Genomic DNA, 17,641 nt, shown 5'->3' with positions numbered 1-17,641 from the left:
TTAAATGCCTATTTTGTTCAACTTAATTGATTCGCGAGGTGATACGAAGCGTGTACGAACGTGGTCGCCATCGTTTACCTTCTGTATCCCGTCCGTTAGATAGTGGTCGCTGACTGTTAAACCTGAGCTAACAATGTATATTCCTGTTAGCTCTGCAGCTATTTGTATCTGTCTTTGATGAACAACATTATTCTTGTCTACAACGAAAACATACTTCCTATCTTGTAGCTCATAAACAGCCTCTTGTGGAATAACAATGGCATTTTTCTTCTGTAAGAGTAACTGAATAGTGCCTGTCTGGCCATTGCGCAGCAGATTATGTGCATTCGTAAAGAGCGAACGAACAGATATTGTACCCGACGCACTGTCGAACTGTCCAGATATATCAGCAATCTTTCCACGTGCTGGAAATGTGCTTCCATTCGCCAAAATCAGCTTCAATGGTAGCTGCATATAACGTTCGGGGTGTTCTTGGAAGTCAAGATAATCCGTCTCAGAGATATTGAAATATACTTGCATCTGTGTGTTGTCCGATAGTGTTGTAAGCAAATCATCTTGCTGAATATAGCTTCCCAGCTTTTCAGGAATACGACCTAAGACGCCTGAGAAGGGGGCACGGATAACTGAAAGGCGTTTGCGCTGAACAGCAAGTCGATAGTCTGCCACTGCCGACTGTAATTTTGCCTTTGCCATACGGCGTGCATTGGGCGATATAACATTATTTTCTGTGAGCTTACTTGTGTTTTGTAGCTCTATTTGAGCCTGTTCTTGGGCTGATTTCGACTTGGCTATCTCTTCGTCAGCACCCACAATGGCAAGTCGGAACAATGGTTGCCCTGCTTTAACGTATTGCCCTTCATTGACGTAAACTTGCTGAAGAATACCTTCTTGTTGAGAACGTACTTCTATGTTCTTTAGTGATTGAATGTTTGCCACATAGGTTTCAGGAAGATTTATGTCGGTAACCAACGGTGTAGTTGAACTGTAGACGGCAGCCGTTTCCTGATTCTCTTTCTTAGAATGGCAGCTACATAGCATTAGTGCTATGAGCAGTGTAATACCAAAAACTCTCTTCATTTATATATAATGTAGTGTTATCTCTATTAGAGGTCGTAAATTTGACCTTATCAAAATGTAATGCAAAGATAGTAATTTGATTTGATTGTGTTACAATTCTACCTATTTTTTTTATATCAAAAATAAAACGCAATATAGTTTTATACTTTAGATGCAACAGATGGGCTGCTTTAAACCTTATTAATTCTTCCAATATACCCCATATATAGCCAATATTTATCTATTCATTCAATAAAATCCATAAATTATTTGGTACAATAAGAAAATCTTATTACCTTTGCACTCGCTTTAACGAAGTAAAGAGGAGATCCGCTAGCTCAGCTGGTAGAGCACAACACTTTTAATGTTGGGGTCATGGGTTCGAGCCCCATGCGGATCACCAAACAAAAAGAGGATAATCGCAACGATTATTCTCTTTTTGTTTATATACCACACATTTATAACAGCATAGAATTTCTTTATTTTCTTACGCGAGCAATAGCAGATGCAGACATTAAAAACAAGTGCATTGGTGTGGTATGGCTAATGCCGCTTGTAAAACTGTTGTTGGCTGCAAAGTGCATGGCGATAGCTTTTATACGTTGGCAGTTGCTATGACACTTTTCTATGCGGACAAACATATTGCTTGTAAATGGCTTTGTTATAATACTAAAAAAACTGTGGCTTTCGCTCATCTATACCAAACTAATAGGCTATGGGGCAAAGCTTATTCGGTTTCTAACTATCCATTTTGCTTAAAATAGTATACAAACACACTAATGCTATAATTTTCTCTCTCAACATATTTGTATATCGCTTATATCTGCAAGAGCAATTACATATAGGTGTGGGAGTTTTATTTACGTGTAAGTAAAACTTTATTTACACGTAAGTAGAACTTTATTTACACGTAAGTAAAGTTTTACTTACACGTAAATAATACAATACAATAAGTCGTAAACTATCGTTTAATAAGTCTACAAATGCCATTACACTGTTGTGGAAATATCGTTATAGCGGTATATAACTTCGAATGAATGTGCATTTAAACAGAACGTTACGATGTAATAAGCAATTTTCTATTAACTTCGGCAAATGGTTTGCCTTTGGTTTGGGGATATAAAGAGAAAATGGTATACAGCCGAACTGCATACCATTTTCTATATCAAAGTGGTGTTACCTTATAGTCTTACCATATTTTTAACGTGTTCTGAAGGTTCAGATAATCCCGGTCGAGTATTGGCTTGTGGTTTGAATCTTCCTCACCTGATATCCAAACAGGGCGAATAGCCTTAGCCTGAGCCTTACCATTTGGCGACAAGTTCCATTCGGTTGGACCGAAGAAGAAGTCTCTCGACGAACTCGCTGTATTGGAGGTTGAGGTCATATACTGTGCGTATGCACCTGCTCCATAGTTCATATCTCTTAATCCTATCATAGGAGATAAGGACATACGTCTACCCGTAACAGGCAAGAACAAGCCCTTGTTTGCACGTACAAGTGCCGTAACATTGGTGTACTTATAGAGCGATTTTACTCTTGTTGGGAACAACTTTACTCTTATAGAACCAGCCGTTCCAGAGGCTACATTAAGTAAAATACCATAAAGATAGCACAAGAAAATGAAAGCTGACAGAGAGTTATGGTATTTATAATGTGTAATGATGTTGCAGTATACTGAACTGACTGTGGTTTAGATATAAAAAGAGCGAAGAAAGCTAATTGTGTTGTTGCTTTCTTCGCTCTACAATATGTTCTTTATAAATTATGAATGCTGCTGTGCTAATATAGCCTGATGTATTAAGCCTGTAATTTCTTCTGTAAGTTCTGGATTATCTTTTAGCATTGTTTTAGTAGCATCTCTTCCTTGCGCCAATTTAGTGCCTCCGTAGCTAAACCAGCTACCACTCTTCTGAATAATATCAAATTCTACGCCTAAGTCGAGTATTTCGCCCACTTTCGATATTCCTTCACCAAAGAGTATATCGAATTCAGCTTTACGGAATGGTGGTGCTACCTTATTCTTTGCAATTTTTACTCGCACGTGGTTACCTATAATATCATCGCCATCTTTAATAGACGAGGCACGACGAATGTCTAAACGCACCGAACTATAAAACTTCAGCGCATTTCCACCTGTAGTAGTCTCCGATGGTCCAAACATTACGCCTATCTTTTCGCGTAGCTGATTAATAAAGATGCAGCAAGTGTTTGTTTTGCTTATAGTAGAAGTTAGTTTACGCAAAGCTTGGCTCATAAGGCGTGCTTGTAATCCAACATTCGAATCACCCATATCGCCTTCTATCTCTTTTTTAGGCGTAAGTGCAGCCACTGAATCTACAACAAGAATATCTATAGCCGATGAACGTATAAGCTGATCGGCTATTTCTAAGGCTTGTTCACCATTATCGGGTTGCGAAATCCATAGATTATCAACGTCTACACCTAACTTCTGCGCATAGAAGCGGTCGAAAGCGTGTTCGGCATCTATAAAAGCCGCAATGCCTCCTGCCTTTTGCGCTTCGGCAATGGCATGTATAGCAAGAGTGGTTTTACCTGAACTTTCTGGTCCATAAATCTCTATAATGCGGCCGCGTGGATATCCTCCTACGCCCAATGCCATATTAAGTCCTATGCTACCAGTAGGAATTACATCAACATCTTCTATAAGTTCGTCGCCCATTCGCATAATAGAACCTTTACCAAAGTCTTTCTCTATTTTCGACATTGCTGCTTGTAAGGCCTTTAGTTTACCTTCTGCAGCATTCTGTACTTCGTCTTTTGCCATATATTTCTTTATATTATTTTACTTGATAAGTTAAACTCTTTGTTTTAGAGCGTTCTCCTTTTGTGTTACCTATTCCTACCAATGCTTCCAGAATGGTACGAGTTCGATGTGTGCGGTGTGCATAGTCTTCAAAGCTTTCACTATAAGGATCTATTTTTCTTTTCCAACCTTCATAGGGAGCAATGTAGAAATAAGGAAGCGAGTCTGCTAACGAGTTAGTTTTTTCTTCTGTATAGTTTATGCTTTCTATGGTATCTAATGATGCTAGCGTAGGATATAAACATGTTATACCTTCCTGTTTACAGTAGTCTACAACAGGTGTAATCCATTGATTATAGTTTCCTCTTATGGACTGTAATGAGAAGTTGTTATATGTTGATTTTCCTATACGCTGTATCGGACGAATTTGCACCACGTTAGGCTTAGTGTCTTTGAACACATCTTTTATATGTATCAGTTCTGCTGCATTATCAGTGTTAACGGTATAATTCAAACGAATACGAAAGTCGGGAAAGTCTACTCTTATTCGTGAGAGATTAGCAATAAGTGTTGTAAACAAAGTGAATTTACCATTTGTCATTAAACTCTCGTAAGTGTTCTTAGTAAACCCATGTGCCGAAATAGTTATCTCTGTCAGACCATTTTCCACCAGTTTTTGCAATTTCTCATAAGTAAGCAGATTTCCATTGGTAGTGATTGTGATGTGTTTCACGCCATATTGCTTACCCAATTTCACCAACTGTAGCAAGTTTTGCGACATAGTGGGTTCGGCGCCACAACCAATTTGCAAACGAAGTGCACGTGGGAACAAAGCTTTTGCTATAACTTCTAAATCGTCTGTGGTAAACTTTCCGTGCATATTCTTTGCAGCTTCGGCATCGCTGAAGTAACACATCTTGCAGCGAAAGTTGCACGACATTACTGGATCTATATTGATACTGAGATATCTCTGTTTACCCAAATGAAGTGCTAAAATGCCCAAAAGCTTCACTTTCGGGCTATTAATTCGCTGATAGACATTCAGAAGTTTATAGATATTCATGCTTATTATACACCACTTCCGCTGTTCATTCTTTCTTCTTTCGCTTCTTAGGATAGGGCAACACCTCAGCCAAGATGGCTACAACCTTTGCTGCGTGGTCTGCTCTTGATACATCGAGAATGTAGTGTTCTTTTGCACCTTCGTATGGATAGCCTTTTTCTGCTTCTGCCATTAAAGTCTCAATTGCCTTGTGTTGCTTCACGAAAGCAATATTGTCGCAAACTATAATAACAGGTTTTTCGTTGGCATATATCATATACTCGCCGAACATCTTGCGGTATCTGATTGCTCCAACAGCTTCTATCTGTTGGCAAACAAACTCAATAAAGTCTAACGAACACGACATATCGTTTTACTGTTCCGTTTCTTTAATATTCAAATCCTACAATTCCAGATCGCCACCGAACACTTCGTGCCACGGCAGACCTTGCTTGTTTAGCTGTTCCATAAATGGGTCTGGGTCGAAGTCTTCCAAATTCCACACACCTGGTTTACGCCAAATACCTTTAAAGAACATCATTGCGCCAATCATTGCAGGCACTCCTGTTGTGTAACTAACGCCTTGCATACCTGTTTCTTCGTATGCAGCTTGATGCTTACAGTTGTTGTAGACGTAATAAGTCTGTTCCTTTCCGTCCTTAATACCACGAATACGGCAACCTATTGATGTCTCTCCATCGTAATTTTCGCCTAAGTCTTGTGGGTTGGGTAGTACGGCTTTGAGGAACTGAAGCGGTACAATCTTCACTTTTGCATTCTTCCCTGATCCGTCAGCAAGTGGAGCTTCGTATTCTATCTCATCAATACGGCTCATTCCTAAATTCTGTATGCAATCCAAATAAGTAAGGTATTGCTGACCAAAGGTCATCCAAAAGCGAGCACGTTTAATGGTTGGGTAATTCTTAACTAGCGATTCTAATTCTTCGTGGTGCATTAAATACGAATCGCGTGCACCTATATTAGGATAGGTTAAGTCTTGATGCACGGCTAATGGTTCTGTTTCTATCCATTCGCCATTCTCATAATATAAACCTTTTTGTGTGATTTCGCGAATATTTATCTCTGGATTAAAGTTTGTTGCAAAGGCTTTATGATGATTGCCTGCATTGCAATCTACAATGTCGAGATAGTGAATTTCGTCGAAATAGTGTTTTGCTGCATAGGCTGTAAATACCTGCGATACTCCGGGGTCGAAGCCACAACCCAGAATAGCTGTAAGTCCTGCCTGTTCAAACTTTTCTTTGTATGCCCATTGCCAGCTGTATTCAAAATGAGCTTCGTCTTTTGGCTCGTAGTTAGCTGTGTCTAAATAGTTGCAACCACATGCCAAACAAGCTTCCATAATAGTAAGGTCTTGATATGGCAACGCAAGATTTATCACCAATTCTGGTTTAAACGAATTGAAAAGTGCCTTTAATTGTTCCACATCATCGGCATCAACCTGTGCTGTTTTAATATCGGCTTTATAACCTTTGTTGTGAATAGACTTCACCAATTCATCGCATTTCTCCTTACGCCGGCTTGCTATCATAAAGTCGGTGAATACATCTTGGTTCTGAACTATCTTAAATGCGGCTACGGTGGCTACTCCACCTGCACCAATCATAAGTACTCTTCCCATTTTATAATTTATTTTATCTTATACTTTTATCTATTTCTTGCGATGTTATCCCCATTGCATTCATTAACGAATAGCCTAATATTTGTTGTTTAAAGTTACCTCCCTCCATAGGCATCATTGCAAATAGAGTGATGTGTTTATGCTCATCGTCCACGTCTTTCACTGTATTACGGATAACGCTACAGATGTTACCTTCTTCTGCATTTGGCACAAGCATAATGCGATGTACTTCATCGTGGCTAAGTGCAATGCGCAACACATCGAGCAAAACATCGTCTTTTTCTGCTAAAGCACTACCTGTTGCGATAGTGTTAATTATAAATTCGCCCAGCTTTTCATCAGCGAAAGCCTGTTTATCCAGTTCTCTTTGAAAGTCGGAAGGTACAAAGTTTTCTAACGTAGCTTTATTCTTATCGTGCAAGAGCACTACTTGTGTTTCGTGATTGCCTGGCTTCAACCGCCCGTCAAGAGCAACATCTACAATCCATTGGCTAAAGTCGGCTGCTGGAATCTTTCTATTGAGCATTCGCTCAAAGTTTACAATAAGGTTGAACGCCACCTTGTCGATATAATCGGCATCGACAATGATGATGTTTTCACTCATTTTAATATTCTGTGAATTTTGTGTATTCATTGCCACAAAGTTACATTAAAAGACGTAAATGCCAAAACTATTTCAGCATTTTTTTGTTTATTACTATTACATTCTCTACGTAAAATCGATAGAGAATGTCGTATAATACTTATTAAGGTTTCTAACTTGCTTTCTAAAAGCATTGCGAGTTATTGTTACAAAAGAATAAGATGAGAGAATTGCCTATTATTTATTGCGCATTTGTAGGTATAAACACATGATATACAAAATATTAAAGGTACATTCAAGGAATATCGTTGGTATATATGCTCCAAAAGTTGTAAAGACATTGATTTCTATGTATAGGTAGCAAACAGCACATTGTATAGAATGCTGTTATAATGATATTTAGATGCGTATAAAATCATTATTTTGTACGTATTATCTAAGTTCTGGTAATAGCGTTTGTTGCGTATAAAAATATGATTATGCCATAACGTAAATATAATTTAATAATAGGTAATTGTATTCTCTACTATTATGTCTTTTTTGCTGTACAAAACGACGTGCTATGTTACATTATGTTGCGATTAAAATGTTGCATTACAAAGTCTGAAGATATGAGAAGAGTTGTGGCTAATGAGTATAATAAAGAAACTGATTCAGTAGGATATAAGTATAGAAATTATTAGTAGCAACCATTGTTTACAAACCAAGTGAATAGAACTGCTAAAATGTTTATAAAACATACCAAATATTAGCTACTTTTGTTTCAGATATCTATTACGTTTGTCTCAGATATCTGTAACGTTTGTTTCAGATATCTGTCAGTTGCGTCTTAGATATCTATTATTTTCTATTTAGATATAATAGAAAACTACAGCCTTTATAAGGTCATATTATAATGCTTGAAAGATATTCTTTCAGATGAAGATTAGGTGTTCTTTTATGCTACAATGTTTCGCTTATAAATATAATAAGTTACTGAACAGAAATGGGTTGCTTAAGCCACTATTATATAAAATTAAGAATCATAACAGTAGCCCTCTTTCTCAAAATCGCTACACTTATTTTCTATAGCGGTAGAACCCTTTATACATTATGTATAGTGTATGTGTACACTAAATATATTAGTTAAAAACAATAAAATAGAACTATTAGTTTGCCTATTCAGATTATAATCTTTATTTTTGCAAAGAACAGAGAATTTGATTATTATTATCATCTATTCATCATATCATAACAAACATATAACAATATGAAACTCAAAACAAAACTTTTACTTACTTTAGTTGTCGTGTTGTTGGGAAGCATATTTACTTCTGCTTACGCAACAAAAAAACAACAGGCATTGCAAAACGATGCGAACCAAGCCACTTGCATTGTTGTTAAACTGCAAGATGGAGGCGAGAATATATTCTTCTTAGGAGAAAGTCCGAAACTAATGAACTTCGCTGATAGCTTAGCTGTGATTTACAAAAATCAACAACTAAACTTTGCGTTGAAAGATATTAAGGATTACCACTTTGAAGAACGCAATCCTGCAGGAATTAAACAGACAGAGAATAGTAGCACAAAGCAAGGTCAAACAGACTTTACACAAGGTATTGCTAATTTCACACAGTATCCTGTGGGAAGTCGCATTACAGTGTTTACCCTCGAAGGTCGCCGAGTTGCCGTTGTAGAAATAGGCAAAGATGGAACTGCTCAGCTAGATATGCGCAACAAACCTGCTGGGGTTTACATTGTAAATACGGGGAAACAATCGTTTAAATGGTTGAAGAAATAAATACGAACAACGATTCTTTGGTAAGTCAATACAGACTCCAAAGAATCGGATTCTTCTGTTTCTACATATCGCCCAAAACGGTTCTTCTGCAATAATGCCAAAACACAAAATACTAAAAGCTATAACAACAACTAACAGACAATTGCTATAAAGGCAAAACAAACAAAAACAATGGTCTTTTCTGCTTTAACAAAGGTAGAATTAGTACAACCACCATTCAGCTATATCACAATATTACATTAACAACATTTTATCGTAGATGGTAAGATATGCACTTATTTTATCGCTAGATAAAAATTAAAAGCATTTGAACTATGAAAAAGAAACTTCTATTTTGCACTATGGCAGCTTTTATGCTTGCCGCAAATGTTTGTGCTCAAAATTGGAAAATGGTTGTGGCACACAGCGACGGAACATTCGACACAATTGCTGTAGAAAAGGTAAAAGACGTAACCTTCTTTAAAACAAGCACACAACCAGTTACACCAAAAGATTTAGGCATTGAGTTCGTAAAGATTCCTGCGGGGTCATTCTTAATGGGAAGTCCGAACGATGAACCTCAACGCGAATCAGGAGAAATACAGCACAAGGTTACAATAACCAAAGATTTCTATATGAGTAAATACCCCATTACTTTCGAACAATACGACAAGTTTTGCGAAGCAACAGGACGTCAGAAGCCAAGCGACTATACATGGGGACGCGAAAATAGGCCCGTTATCGATGTAAGTTGGGACGATGCTACAGCTTTCTGTCAATGGATAGGCTGCCGTCTGCCTACAGAAGCAGAATGGGAATATGCTTGTAAGGCTGGAACAACCACACCATTTTATACTGGAAACAATATAACCACAAACGATGCTAACTACGATGGCAACTATCCATACAACAACAACGATCAAGGAGAGTATAGAAAGAAAACCGTTGCTGTTGGAACTGTAGGCGAACCGAACAGCTGGGGTCTCTACGATATGCACGGAAATGTACAAGAATGGTGTGCCGACTGGTACGATGACTATCCACAAGGCGAACAGACTGACCCCAAAGGTCCTGACAACGGAACCTACCGCATACTGCGTGGAGGAAGTTGGACAAGTCGCGCAATGCAGTGTCGCAGTGCCTATCGTGGAGGAAGCGAACACAATAGTAGATTAGACGATGCAGGCTTTCGCATTGTATTAATAAAGTAATCTTGCTCCACAAAACAAGTCGTAGAGAGAAACAAACATACCTATAATGTGTGGAGTACACACCAGAATATTCATTTAATAGTAGATAAGAACTATATAAATTTCAATTGGGCATTAGAGCTGAGTCGCTAATGTCCAATTTATATTAGAACGGCTCAATAGAAAAGAAGTGAGGGGGTCTTTGTAAAAAAGAAAGCTTGTAACAACTTCCATACTTATATAACAAAATTCTGAAGAACATATTATTATTTAGAAGCTCATAGCAACATATAAATCAGGATATTACAGAATAAGAAAAATTATATTCGCCATCTGAATAAACATCTTTTAGGCATTATAATATAACATCATAAAGGTTGCAGTTTTTTATGATATCTAAACCACACCTGATAGATATCTAAAACGAGCGTTACAGATGTCTGAGACGAACGTTACAGACGTCTGAGACGAACGTTACAGATGTCTGAAACAAAAGAACTATATTTTACTACCTTTTCTACATATATAAAGTATTCTATTCAACAGATAAACAACCAATAGGTGTTGCTTATAATTTCGCTATCTCTCTCCCATTAAACCATTAAAACACTTTGCAGTGAACATCATTTTGTAGAATTGTGGTAGGCTAAAGTGGTATGAAAACTGGTTTAGGCATAGATACAAAAAAGTCTCGCTGTTCATTCATAAACAACGAGACTCTGAAATAATTATATATGGAAAATTAATGTAGATTAGCTAATTCTATGGCTTTGTCTACAGCTGCTGTTACGCCTTCAACGTCTTTTCCACCAGCTTGTGCATAGTGAGGTTGTCCACCGCCACCACCTTTAATAAGTTTTGCAGCTTCGCGAATAATCTTACCTGCATTCAATTCGTAATCTTTCACCATATCGTCGCTCAACATAATAGAGAGTAAGGGTTTGTTCTCGTAAGTTGATCCCAATACACAGAGGAGCTTTTCAGGGATTGCAGCACGCACTTTAAAAACAATGTCTTTTGCCGAAGCTGGTTCTACTGGGAGCACAGCTTTCACCACTTTCACTCCATTCACAGTTTGAGCACTCTCTATCAAACTGTTTGCAAGACGAGATACGGTTTGCTGGCGGAAGTTCTCCATCTGTTTCTTCATAACATCGTGCTCCTGAATATATTTCTCAACAACACCTCGCAAATCTTTCGCATTGTTAAACATCGCCTTCAAATCGCGTACAGTATCTTCGAGCAGGTATATTGTCTCCTCGCATCGTTTACCTGTAAGCGCCTCGATACGGCGGACGCCTGCAGCCACGCTGCTTTCGCTAATTATCTTGAAGAAACCTATACGACCTGTAGACGTTGCGTGAATACCACCACAGAACTCGCACGATGGACCAAATTTAATGACACGTACCTTGTCGCCATATTTTTCGCCAAACAATGCCACTGCTCCCATTTCTTTCGCCTCCTCCAATGGTGTGTCGCGATACTCACCACATGGGAAGTCTTGACGTATCATATCGTTAACAAGACGTTCAACCTGACGCAATTCGTCATCGGTTACCTTCTGGAAGTGTGAGAAATCGAAGCGCAAAGTGTCTGGGCTAACATACGAACCTTTCTGTTCGCAATGCTCTCCCAATACTTGTTTCAACGCATAGTCTAACAAGTGGGTTGCTGTATGGTTAGCAGCCGAAGCATCACGCTTGTCGGTATCAACACACGCCATAAAGTCTGCCTCTACGTTCTTGGGCAATTGCTTTACTATATGAATGCTTTGATTGTTCTCTCGCTTCGTGTCCACAATATCAATGGTTTCGTCTTCGGTTACCAATACACCTTGATCGCCAACCTGTCCACCCATTTCGCCATAGAAAGGCGTGTGGTCTAACACCAGTTCAAAGAAAGTATTTTTCTTCTGAGTAACCTTTCTGTAACGCAAAATGTGGCATTCGTATTCAGTGTAGTCGTAGCCAACAAACTCTTGTTCGCCCTCGCGCAATACTACCCAGTCGCTGTTTTCTACAGCTGCAGCATTGCGAGCACGTGCCTTTTGTTGTGCCATTTCTTCCTCAAACTGTTTCTCGTCTACACTGAAACCGTGTTCCCGACAAATCAATTCTGTTAAATCAAGCGGAAAACCGTAAGTATCGAATAGTCTGAAAGCCTCCTTTCCACTTAGTTCGGTCTTGCCTTGTGCTTTCAGTTCGTCCATTTCGGTAGTCAGAAGGTTTATTCCTTTTTCTAACGTACGCAAGAAAGAGTCTTCTTCTTCCTTCATAACACGAGCTATAAGTTCGCGTTGAGCCGTCAGTTCTGGATAAGCGCCACCCATCTCGTGAATAAATGTGTTGAGCAACTTATATATGAATGCCTCTTTTTGATCTAAGAATGTATAGGCGTAGCGCACTGCACGACGTAAGATACGACGAATAACGTAGCCTGCTTTTGCATTGCCAGGCAACTGACTGTCGGCAATAGAGAAAGCAACCGCACGCATGTGGTCGGCAATAACACGCATTGCAATGTCTATCTTCTCTTGTTCAGTCGTCGCTTCTCCGTTTTCGCCCGATGGTGTAGTAAAGCCATACTTCTTTCCACTCAAGCGTTCTATCTCCTTAATGGTTGGTTGGAATATATCGGTATCGTAGTTAGAGTTCTTTCCTTGCAACATACGTACAAGGCGTTCGAAGCCCATTCCTGTATCAATAACGTGCATTGAAAGGGGTGAGAGCGAACCATCAGACTTGCGTTGGAACTGCATAAAAACAATGTTCCAAATCTCAATTACCTGTGGATTATCTTTGTTTACAAGCTCACGTCCAGGTATTTGTGCTTTCTCTTCGTTGCTGCGAGAATCTACGTGTATCTCCGAACACGGACCACACGGACCTGTCTCTCCCATTTCCCAGAAGTTGTCGTGCTTGTTTCCATCAATAATGTGGTCTGTTGGTAGGTGTTTAGCCCAATATTTGGCAGCTTCTTCATCGCGAGGAATACCGTCTTCAGGACTACCTTCGAACACAGTAACATACAAATCGGCTGGATTTAACTTCAAAACATCTACCAAATATTCCCACGCATAGTCGATTGCTTTTTCTTTAAAGTAATCGCCAAAGCTCCAATTGCCGAGCATTTCAAACATAGTGTGATGGTAAGTGTCGTGTCCAACTTCTTCTAAATCGTTGTGTTTGCCACTTACGCGTAAGCATTTTTGTGAGTCTGTACGGCGGCGTGGTTCTGGATCTTTCGTCCCAAGTATTATATCTTTCCACTGGTTCATACCAGCGTTAGTAAACATTAGTGTTGGATCGTCCTTAATAACCATTGGTGCGGACGGTACAATGACGTGTCCTTTTGACTCAAAGAACTTCTTGTAAGAGTCGCGGATCTCATTCGCTGTCATCATTTTCATCTACTTATTTTCTAAAATTCATATAAAAGTATTGCAAAGATACTGACTTTTCACTATTTTTGCAAACGAATTGATGAATGATTGAACTATGACAGATAATTTGCGTAAACTATATTACTCTATAAAAGAAGTGGCACAGATGATTGGTGTGTCAGAAAGTTTACTTCGCTATTGGGAAACTGAGTTTCCACATCTACGTCCGAAAACCACTGGAAATCGTGTTCGTCAATATACTGATAAGGATATTGAACAGATAAAGATTATCTACAATTTAGTGAAGGTACGTGGCTTTAAGATTGCTGCGGCACGTAAAATGTTGCAAGAAAATCGTAGTGGAGCTGATAAAAGTCAGAAAGTGCTTGAGAGTTTGATATCGGTGCGCGACCAATTAAAAGAACTGAAAGCTCAACTCAGTAGCTTAGTGTAGTTATTGCTTACACCTTATATATATTATATATATACTAACGAAACTTTTGACATATAATAGAAACAGTGTAAGCTTGATAGAAAAGAGGACAAGCATAATTAATCTCTCTCAAATATAACTAAACGAAGAATAATATATTGCTGTTCAGGTGCTTATAATAGAATCTGAATCGAAACATTGCAGAATAAAGAACAGCACAATCATCACCTGAATAAATACTTTACGCCTATTATAACACTGCATTATAAAGGAGCCAATTTGCTATGATATCTAATCTGCAACTAACAGACGTCTATCACGCGCGTTTCAGACGTCTGAAACAAGTATGACAGACGTCTAAGACGTGAACGACAGATATCTGAGATATTTCTATTTGATTTGTGAGTAAATAATAGACTCTAATTATAACACTCTCTATCTTTTTTCTATTAACCTGAACTCGGGATAAGTTTCTTTTTATTACTCTAATTTATTTATCCTAAAACCCATTTAGCCTCAATCGTCTTAGATTGAGGCTACTCCTTTTTATCAAAAACAAACTGTTTTTTTAGAACAAAGAAAGTTGACCGTTGTGTTGTTCTATGCAGAAATCTAAATTGACTTCAGGTTTCTTTTCAAAGAAGCTATATGCAGCCATTGCTGATAATACATTCATAGCAAAATTAAGTACACTTCTATGTCTAGAGTGGACCAATTGTGCTACATTTTTCAGTTCGTCATTGATAGTTTCAATTACAGATCTTTTTCTTAAAAGCAGTCTATCATATATTGGGATTAACTTGTTTTTCATATTACTTCTTATACCTGTTACCAAGTTAATGCCATCATTGAATAATTTTTCAAATAGTCCCTTAGAGATGTATCCTTTATCGGCAAATAATTTTCCAAAAACATTATCAGTCAGCCTATTAAAGACATTCTCATCTCTATCATCTACATTGGCTTTGGTAAGCATAAAGTTGAGAATTTCCCCTCGTTCATTGCATATAAGGTGCAGTTTAAATCCAAAATACCAACCCATTGTGCTTTTGCCTCTGGTAGCATAATCCTTAAAAACCTTATTGCGGTAAATACGTTTATTATGGCAGACTGGGATACAGGTAGAGTCAATAAAGCTAATACCAGTACATCTGCCAAAACAACATATTTGCAAGAACATCATCATTTCTACCGAAACTCTAGCTTCAAGCTCCAAAAAACGATTATAGGATAACAGATGAGGAAACATATCTGCAAGATGCTCCTTGATAAAGAACATATAATAATGTTGAAAGTTACGATAAGAATTAAAATGAAAACAGATCATTATGGTTATGATTTCTGACTTGCTCATACGCCATTTACGAAGGCGATGCTTACACTTGGTATCATTAGGAAGCCCTATTTTATCAATTTCTGACTCAAATTCTTTGCAAAAGTCATCTGCAATACAAAAGATTTCGGTAATTTTGTCTTTGGTAATCATCGCTATATTAATTGTAAGTTATTGATTTTCAACTATAAAGTTACAAAAATATAACGAGATTACCAACTTTTTTGAGTATTATTCTTATCCCGAGTTCAGGTTATTAAGTTGTGGTCTACAAACTAAGAAGAGTTTTACTGTCTTAATAGACCAATAGTATAAATGAGAAAAGAGATATCGTCTTACTTCAATATAATTCCGTTATAGATACGTCCAGAGTCTACTCCAAGTTTACGAGCAGAGAAATAATCGTTTGTATTATCGTAGGTACAGATTTCTTCATCTATTATATTTTGTGGCAGAACACCCATTGTTTCCATATCTATACGATTAGAAAGCTTCAAGTCTAAGTGCCATTTCAAAGGAAGTTCCCCCTCTTTAGGTTGTATAACACGATAGCGTTTGGCTATTCGTTCCATATCGAAACAAGCATTAACAAACTGTTCGTACACTTCATCGCCTACTTCGAAGTTCTGCAAAGATATGCCTGGACCTATCACTGCTTGCAATTCTTGTGGTTTGGTTTGGTAAACAATGCCCATTTCTTTAATAGTTTTCTGCACTATATGCTTCACCGTTCCACGCCAACCAGCATGTATTGCAGCTGCAGCGTGGTGCTTGGTATCGTATAAAAGAATAGGAATACAATCAGCAGTAGATACTCCGATACAAACATTTAGTTCATTTGTCATCACAGCATCAACACCTTCTATAATCTGTTCACGAATATTTGCAGGCAGCTTAAAATATTCGTTGGCAATTATTCGCGAACTATCACTGTGTATTTGGTGTGGAACTATAAGCTTGTTTACATCTATCTCTAAACAGTTGGCTAAGCTTTTGCGGTTTTGCTCTATGGCGTCTGGTGAATCACCACAATATCTATTAATGTTAAAAGCAGCATAATTGCCTTTGCTCACACCACCGTGGCGTGTAGATGAGAAGGCAACAACATTATTGGCAAGTTCATAAAAGTGTAATTCAGGCTTATTCATCAATGTATTCAAAGTCGTTAAGTTCATCTATATCGTCTATTTCGTCTTCGCTGTACGACTCTATATCAACTACATCAGCCCCCTCTTCATGCATTTCCTCCTCAAGGCGCACTATATCTTTATCGCGATGTACAAGCGTGTCTTCGGTTACAATGTTGCTTAGTTTGTTGCTCTCTGCATTAAGCTCTTTCCACAACAAATCTTTTAATTCCTCTATTCCGCTACCAGTAACAGCAGAAATAAACACCACAGGCAAATCGGTTGGTAATGTATCTCGGAGCATTTCTATTAACTCGTCGTCTAAAAGATCGCTCTTTGTAACAGCTAACACTCTATGCTTACTAAGCATCTCGGGATTAAACTGGCGGAGTTCGTTCAATAATATCTCATATTCCTTTTTTATATCATCTGTATCTCCTGGCACCATAAACAGCAAAAGCGAGTTACGCTCTATGTGTCTGAGGAAACGTAAGCCCAATCCTTTACCTTCGCTTGCACCTTCAATAATACCAGGAATGTCTGCCATAACGAAGCTTTGGTGGTTGCGATAACTCACAATTCCCAGCGAAGGTTCCATTGTTGTGAAGGGATAGTTAGCTATCTTAGGCTTTGCGCTCGATAAAGCCGACAATAATGTAGACTTACCTGCATTAGGAAAGCCAACCAACCCCACGTCTGCTAAAAGCTTAAGTTCAAGAATGATTGTCATTTCTTGTAGCGGTTCGCCAGGTTGAGCATAGCGCGGTGCCTGATTAGTAGCTGTACGAAATTGGAAATTACCTAATCCGCCACGTCCACCTTTTAATAACACAACTTCTTGCCCATCGTAAGATATATCGCAAACAAATTTTCCTGTTTCTGCGTTATACACCACTGTGCCGCAAGGAACATCTATGTAGATATCCTTACCATCGCTTCCGTGACACTTGTCTCTTCCTCCATTTCCTCCATGTTCAGCAAAAATGTGGCGTTGATAGCGCAAGTGAAGTAACGTCCAATAATTGTGATTACCTCTAAGGATAATGCTTCCGCCCTTTCCACCATCGCCTCCGTCAGGGCCACCATTGGGATTATATTTTACGTGGCGCAAGTGCATAGAGCCTTTACCGCCTTTTCCAGAGCGGCAATATATCTTAACGTAATCAACAAAGTTTGTTTCTGCCATAGCTTTTATATGGATTTAAATGTAGCTTGATGGGTGGTCTTTAAAATAAATGTTGATTGGAATGCCAATCAATAACACATTTCATAAAATGAAAACGATGATAGGCGGCGAGTAAAAGTGTGTTTACAACTATACTCT

The 17,641-nt window shown here is 38.4% G+C and carries 15 protein-coding genes and 1 tRNA gene; 4 read left to right on the top strand and 12 right to left on the bottom strand.

Annotated features, from left to right (window positions below):
* Positions 1 to 1,077 (bottom strand): efflux RND transporter periplasmic adaptor subunit, encoded by a 1,077-nt coding sequence (locus DX009_RS02975; protein ID WP_006045458.1) that lies wholly within the window; start codon positions 1,075 to 1,077, stop codon positions 1 to 3.
* Positions 1,078 to 1,383: 306 nt separating this feature from the next.
* Here DX009_RS02975 and DX009_RS02970 point away from each other — a divergent pair.
* A tRNA-Lys gene (locus DX009_RS02970) sits at positions 1,384 to 1,459 on the top strand.
* A 76-nt stretch (positions 1,460 to 1,535) separates the two neighbouring features.
* Here the strand turns inward: DX009_RS02970 and DX009_RS13150 are convergent.
* The 7 genes from DX009_RS13150 to DX009_RS02935 form a co-directional block, all read right to left on the bottom strand.
* Positions 1,536 to 1,697 carry a hypothetical protein gene (locus tag DX009_RS13150; protein ID WP_181792309.1) on the bottom strand — a complete coding sequence of 54 codons (162 nt, stop codon included), beginning with the start codon at positions 1,695 to 1,697 and terminating at the stop codon, positions 1,536 to 1,538.
* A 548-nt stretch (positions 1,698 to 2,245) separates the two neighbouring features.
* On the bottom strand, positions 2,246 to 2,608 hold the full coding sequence (locus DX009_RS02960) for a hypothetical protein (protein ID WP_245944571.1): 363 nt from the start codon (positions 2,606 to 2,608) through the stop codon (positions 2,246 to 2,248).
* Positions 2,609 to 2,821: 213 nt separating this feature from the next.
* The gene (gene recA / locus DX009_RS02955; RefSeq protein ID WP_006045461.1) at positions 2,822 to 3,844 is read right to left on the bottom strand and encodes a recombinase RecA; all 1,023 of its coding nucleotides are present in this window, start codon (positions 3,842 to 3,844) and stop codon (positions 2,822 to 2,824) included.
* Between the two features lie 13 nt (positions 3,845 to 3,857).
* Entirely contained in the window at positions 3,858 to 4,886 is a 1,029-nt protein-coding gene (locus tag DX009_RS02950; RefSeq protein WP_115082957.1) for a radical SAM protein, read from the bottom strand.
* 25 nt (positions 4,887 to 4,911) lie between these two features.
* Positions 4,912 to 5,232 (bottom strand): TfoX/Sxy family protein, encoded by a 321-nt coding sequence (locus DX009_RS02945; protein ID WP_115082956.1) that lies wholly within the window; start codon positions 5,230 to 5,232, stop codon positions 4,912 to 4,914.
* A gap of 36 nt (positions 5,233 to 5,268) precedes the next feature.
* Positions 5,269 to 6,507, bottom strand: a complete 1,239-nt coding sequence (locus DX009_RS02940) for a saccharopine dehydrogenase family protein (protein WP_115082955.1) — start codon at positions 6,505 to 6,507, stop codon at positions 5,269 to 5,271.
* A 13-nt stretch (positions 6,508 to 6,520) separates the two neighbouring features.
* Positions 6,521 to 7,141 carry a DUF6621 family protein gene (locus tag DX009_RS02935; protein ID WP_006045465.1) on the bottom strand — a complete coding sequence of 207 codons (621 nt, stop codon included), beginning with the start codon at positions 7,139 to 7,141 and terminating at the stop codon, positions 6,521 to 6,523.
* A 1,198-nt stretch (positions 7,142 to 8,339) separates the two neighbouring features.
* Between DX009_RS02935 and DX009_RS02930 the strand changes: the two genes are divergently transcribed.
* Together DX009_RS02930 and DX009_RS02925 are read left to right on the top strand one after the other, a co-directional pair.
* Positions 8,340 to 8,870 (top strand): T9SS type A sorting domain-containing protein, encoded by a 531-nt coding sequence (locus tag DX009_RS02930; protein WP_006045469.1) that lies wholly within the window; start codon positions 8,340 to 8,342, stop codon positions 8,868 to 8,870.
* A gap of 314 nt (positions 8,871 to 9,184) precedes the next feature.
* Complete coding sequence (locus DX009_RS02925; RefSeq protein ID WP_006045470.1) at positions 9,185 to 10,060, top strand: formylglycine-generating enzyme family protein; 876 nt, start codon at positions 9,185 to 9,187, stop codon at positions 10,058 to 10,060.
* 721 nt (positions 10,061 to 10,781) lie between these two features.
* On the opposite strand, the gene alaS is transcribed toward DX009_RS02925, so the two are convergent.
* Positions 10,782 to 13,445, bottom strand: coding sequence for an alanine--tRNA ligase (alaS, locus tag DX009_RS02920; RefSeq protein WP_181792308.1), 2,664 nt, complete (start codon positions 13,443 to 13,445; stop codon positions 10,782 to 10,784).
* Positions 13,446 to 13,539: 94 nt separating this feature from the next.
* Here alaS and DX009_RS02915 point away from each other — a divergent pair, with 94 nt between their 5' ends.
* Entirely contained in the window at positions 13,540 to 13,878 is a 339-nt protein-coding gene (locus DX009_RS02915; RefSeq protein ID WP_006045472.1) for a MerR family transcriptional regulator, read from the top strand.
* 547 nt (positions 13,879 to 14,425) lie between these two features.
* Here DX009_RS02915 and DX009_RS02910 read toward each other — a convergent pair.
* From DX009_RS02910 to obgE, 3 genes are all read right to left on the bottom strand, one after another.
* Positions 14,426 to 15,343 (bottom strand): IS982 family transposase, encoded by a 918-nt coding sequence (locus DX009_RS02910; RefSeq protein WP_115082805.1) that lies wholly within the window; start codon positions 15,341 to 15,343, stop codon positions 14,426 to 14,428.
* A gap of 182 nt (positions 15,344 to 15,525) precedes the next feature.
* Positions 15,526 to 16,338, bottom strand: a complete 813-nt coding sequence (pgeF, locus tag DX009_RS02905) for a peptidoglycan editing factor PgeF (RefSeq protein WP_115082953.1) — start codon at positions 16,336 to 16,338, stop codon at positions 15,526 to 15,528.
* Entirely contained in the window at positions 16,331 to 17,503 is a 1,173-nt protein-coding gene (gene obgE / locus DX009_RS02900) for a GTPase ObgE (protein ID WP_115082952.1), read from the bottom strand. Before obgE ends, pgeF begins: the two co-directional genes overlap by 8 nt.
* Positions 17,504 to 17,641 lie beyond the last annotated feature (138 nt).

The sequence above is a fragment of the Prevotella pallens genome (assembly GCF_900454935.1).
GTDB lineage: Bacteria > Bacteroidota > Bacteroidia > Bacteroidales > Bacteroidaceae > Prevotella > Prevotella pallens.
This window is presented reverse-complemented; position numbering and strand designations above follow the sequence as displayed.

Excerpts from the sequence above, each read along its gene's own strand:
- DX009_RS13150 (WP_181792309.1), bottom strand. The coding sequence starts at position 1,697 with ATGTTTGTCCGCATAGAAAAGTGTCATAGCAACTGCCAACGTATAAAA.
- DX009_RS02935 (WP_006045465.1), bottom strand. The coding sequence starts at position 7,141 with ATGAATACACAAAATTCACAGAATATTAAAATGAGTGAAAACATCATC.
- alaS (WP_181792308.1), bottom strand. The coding sequence starts at position 13,445 with ATGATGACAGCGAATGAGATCCGCGACTCTTACAAGAAGTTCTTTGAG.
- DX009_RS02925 (WP_006045470.1), top strand. The coding sequence starts at position 9,185 with ATGAAAAAGAAACTTCTATTTTGCACTATGGCAGCTTTTATGCTTGCC.
- DX009_RS02915 (WP_006045472.1), top strand. The coding sequence starts at position 13,540 with ATGACAGATAATTTGCGTAAACTATATTACTCTATAAAAGAAGTGGCA.
- DX009_RS02910 (WP_115082805.1), bottom strand. The coding sequence starts at position 15,343 with ATGATTACCAAAGACAAAATTACCGAAATCTTTTGTATTGCAGATGAC.
- DX009_RS02975 (WP_006045458.1), bottom strand. The coding sequence starts at position 1,077 with ATGAAGAGAGTTTTTGGTATTACACTGCTCATAGCACTAATGCTATGT.
- DX009_RS02950 (WP_115082957.1), bottom strand. The coding sequence starts at position 4,886 with ATGAATATCTATAAACTTCTGAATGTCTATCAGCGAATTAATAGCCCG.
- DX009_RS02945 (WP_115082956.1), bottom strand. The coding sequence starts at position 5,232 with ATGTCGTGTTCGTTAGACTTTATTGAGTTTGTTTGCCAACAGATAGAA.
- recA (WP_006045461.1), bottom strand. The coding sequence starts at position 3,844 with ATGGCAAAAGACGAAGTACAGAATGCTGCAGAAGGTAAACTAAAGGCC.
- pgeF (WP_115082953.1), bottom strand. The coding sequence starts at position 16,338 with ATGAATAAGCCTGAATTACACTTTTATGAACTTGCCAATAATGTTGTT.
- obgE (WP_115082952.1), bottom strand. The coding sequence starts at position 17,503 with ATGGCAGAAACAAACTTTGTTGATTACGTTAAGATATATTGCCGCTCT.
- DX009_RS02930 (WP_006045469.1), top strand. The coding sequence starts at position 8,340 with ATGAAACTCAAAACAAAACTTTTACTTACTTTAGTTGTCGTGTTGTTG.
- DX009_RS02940 (WP_115082955.1), bottom strand. The coding sequence starts at position 6,507 with ATGGGAAGAGTACTTATGATTGGTGCAGGTGGAGTAGCCACCGTAGCC.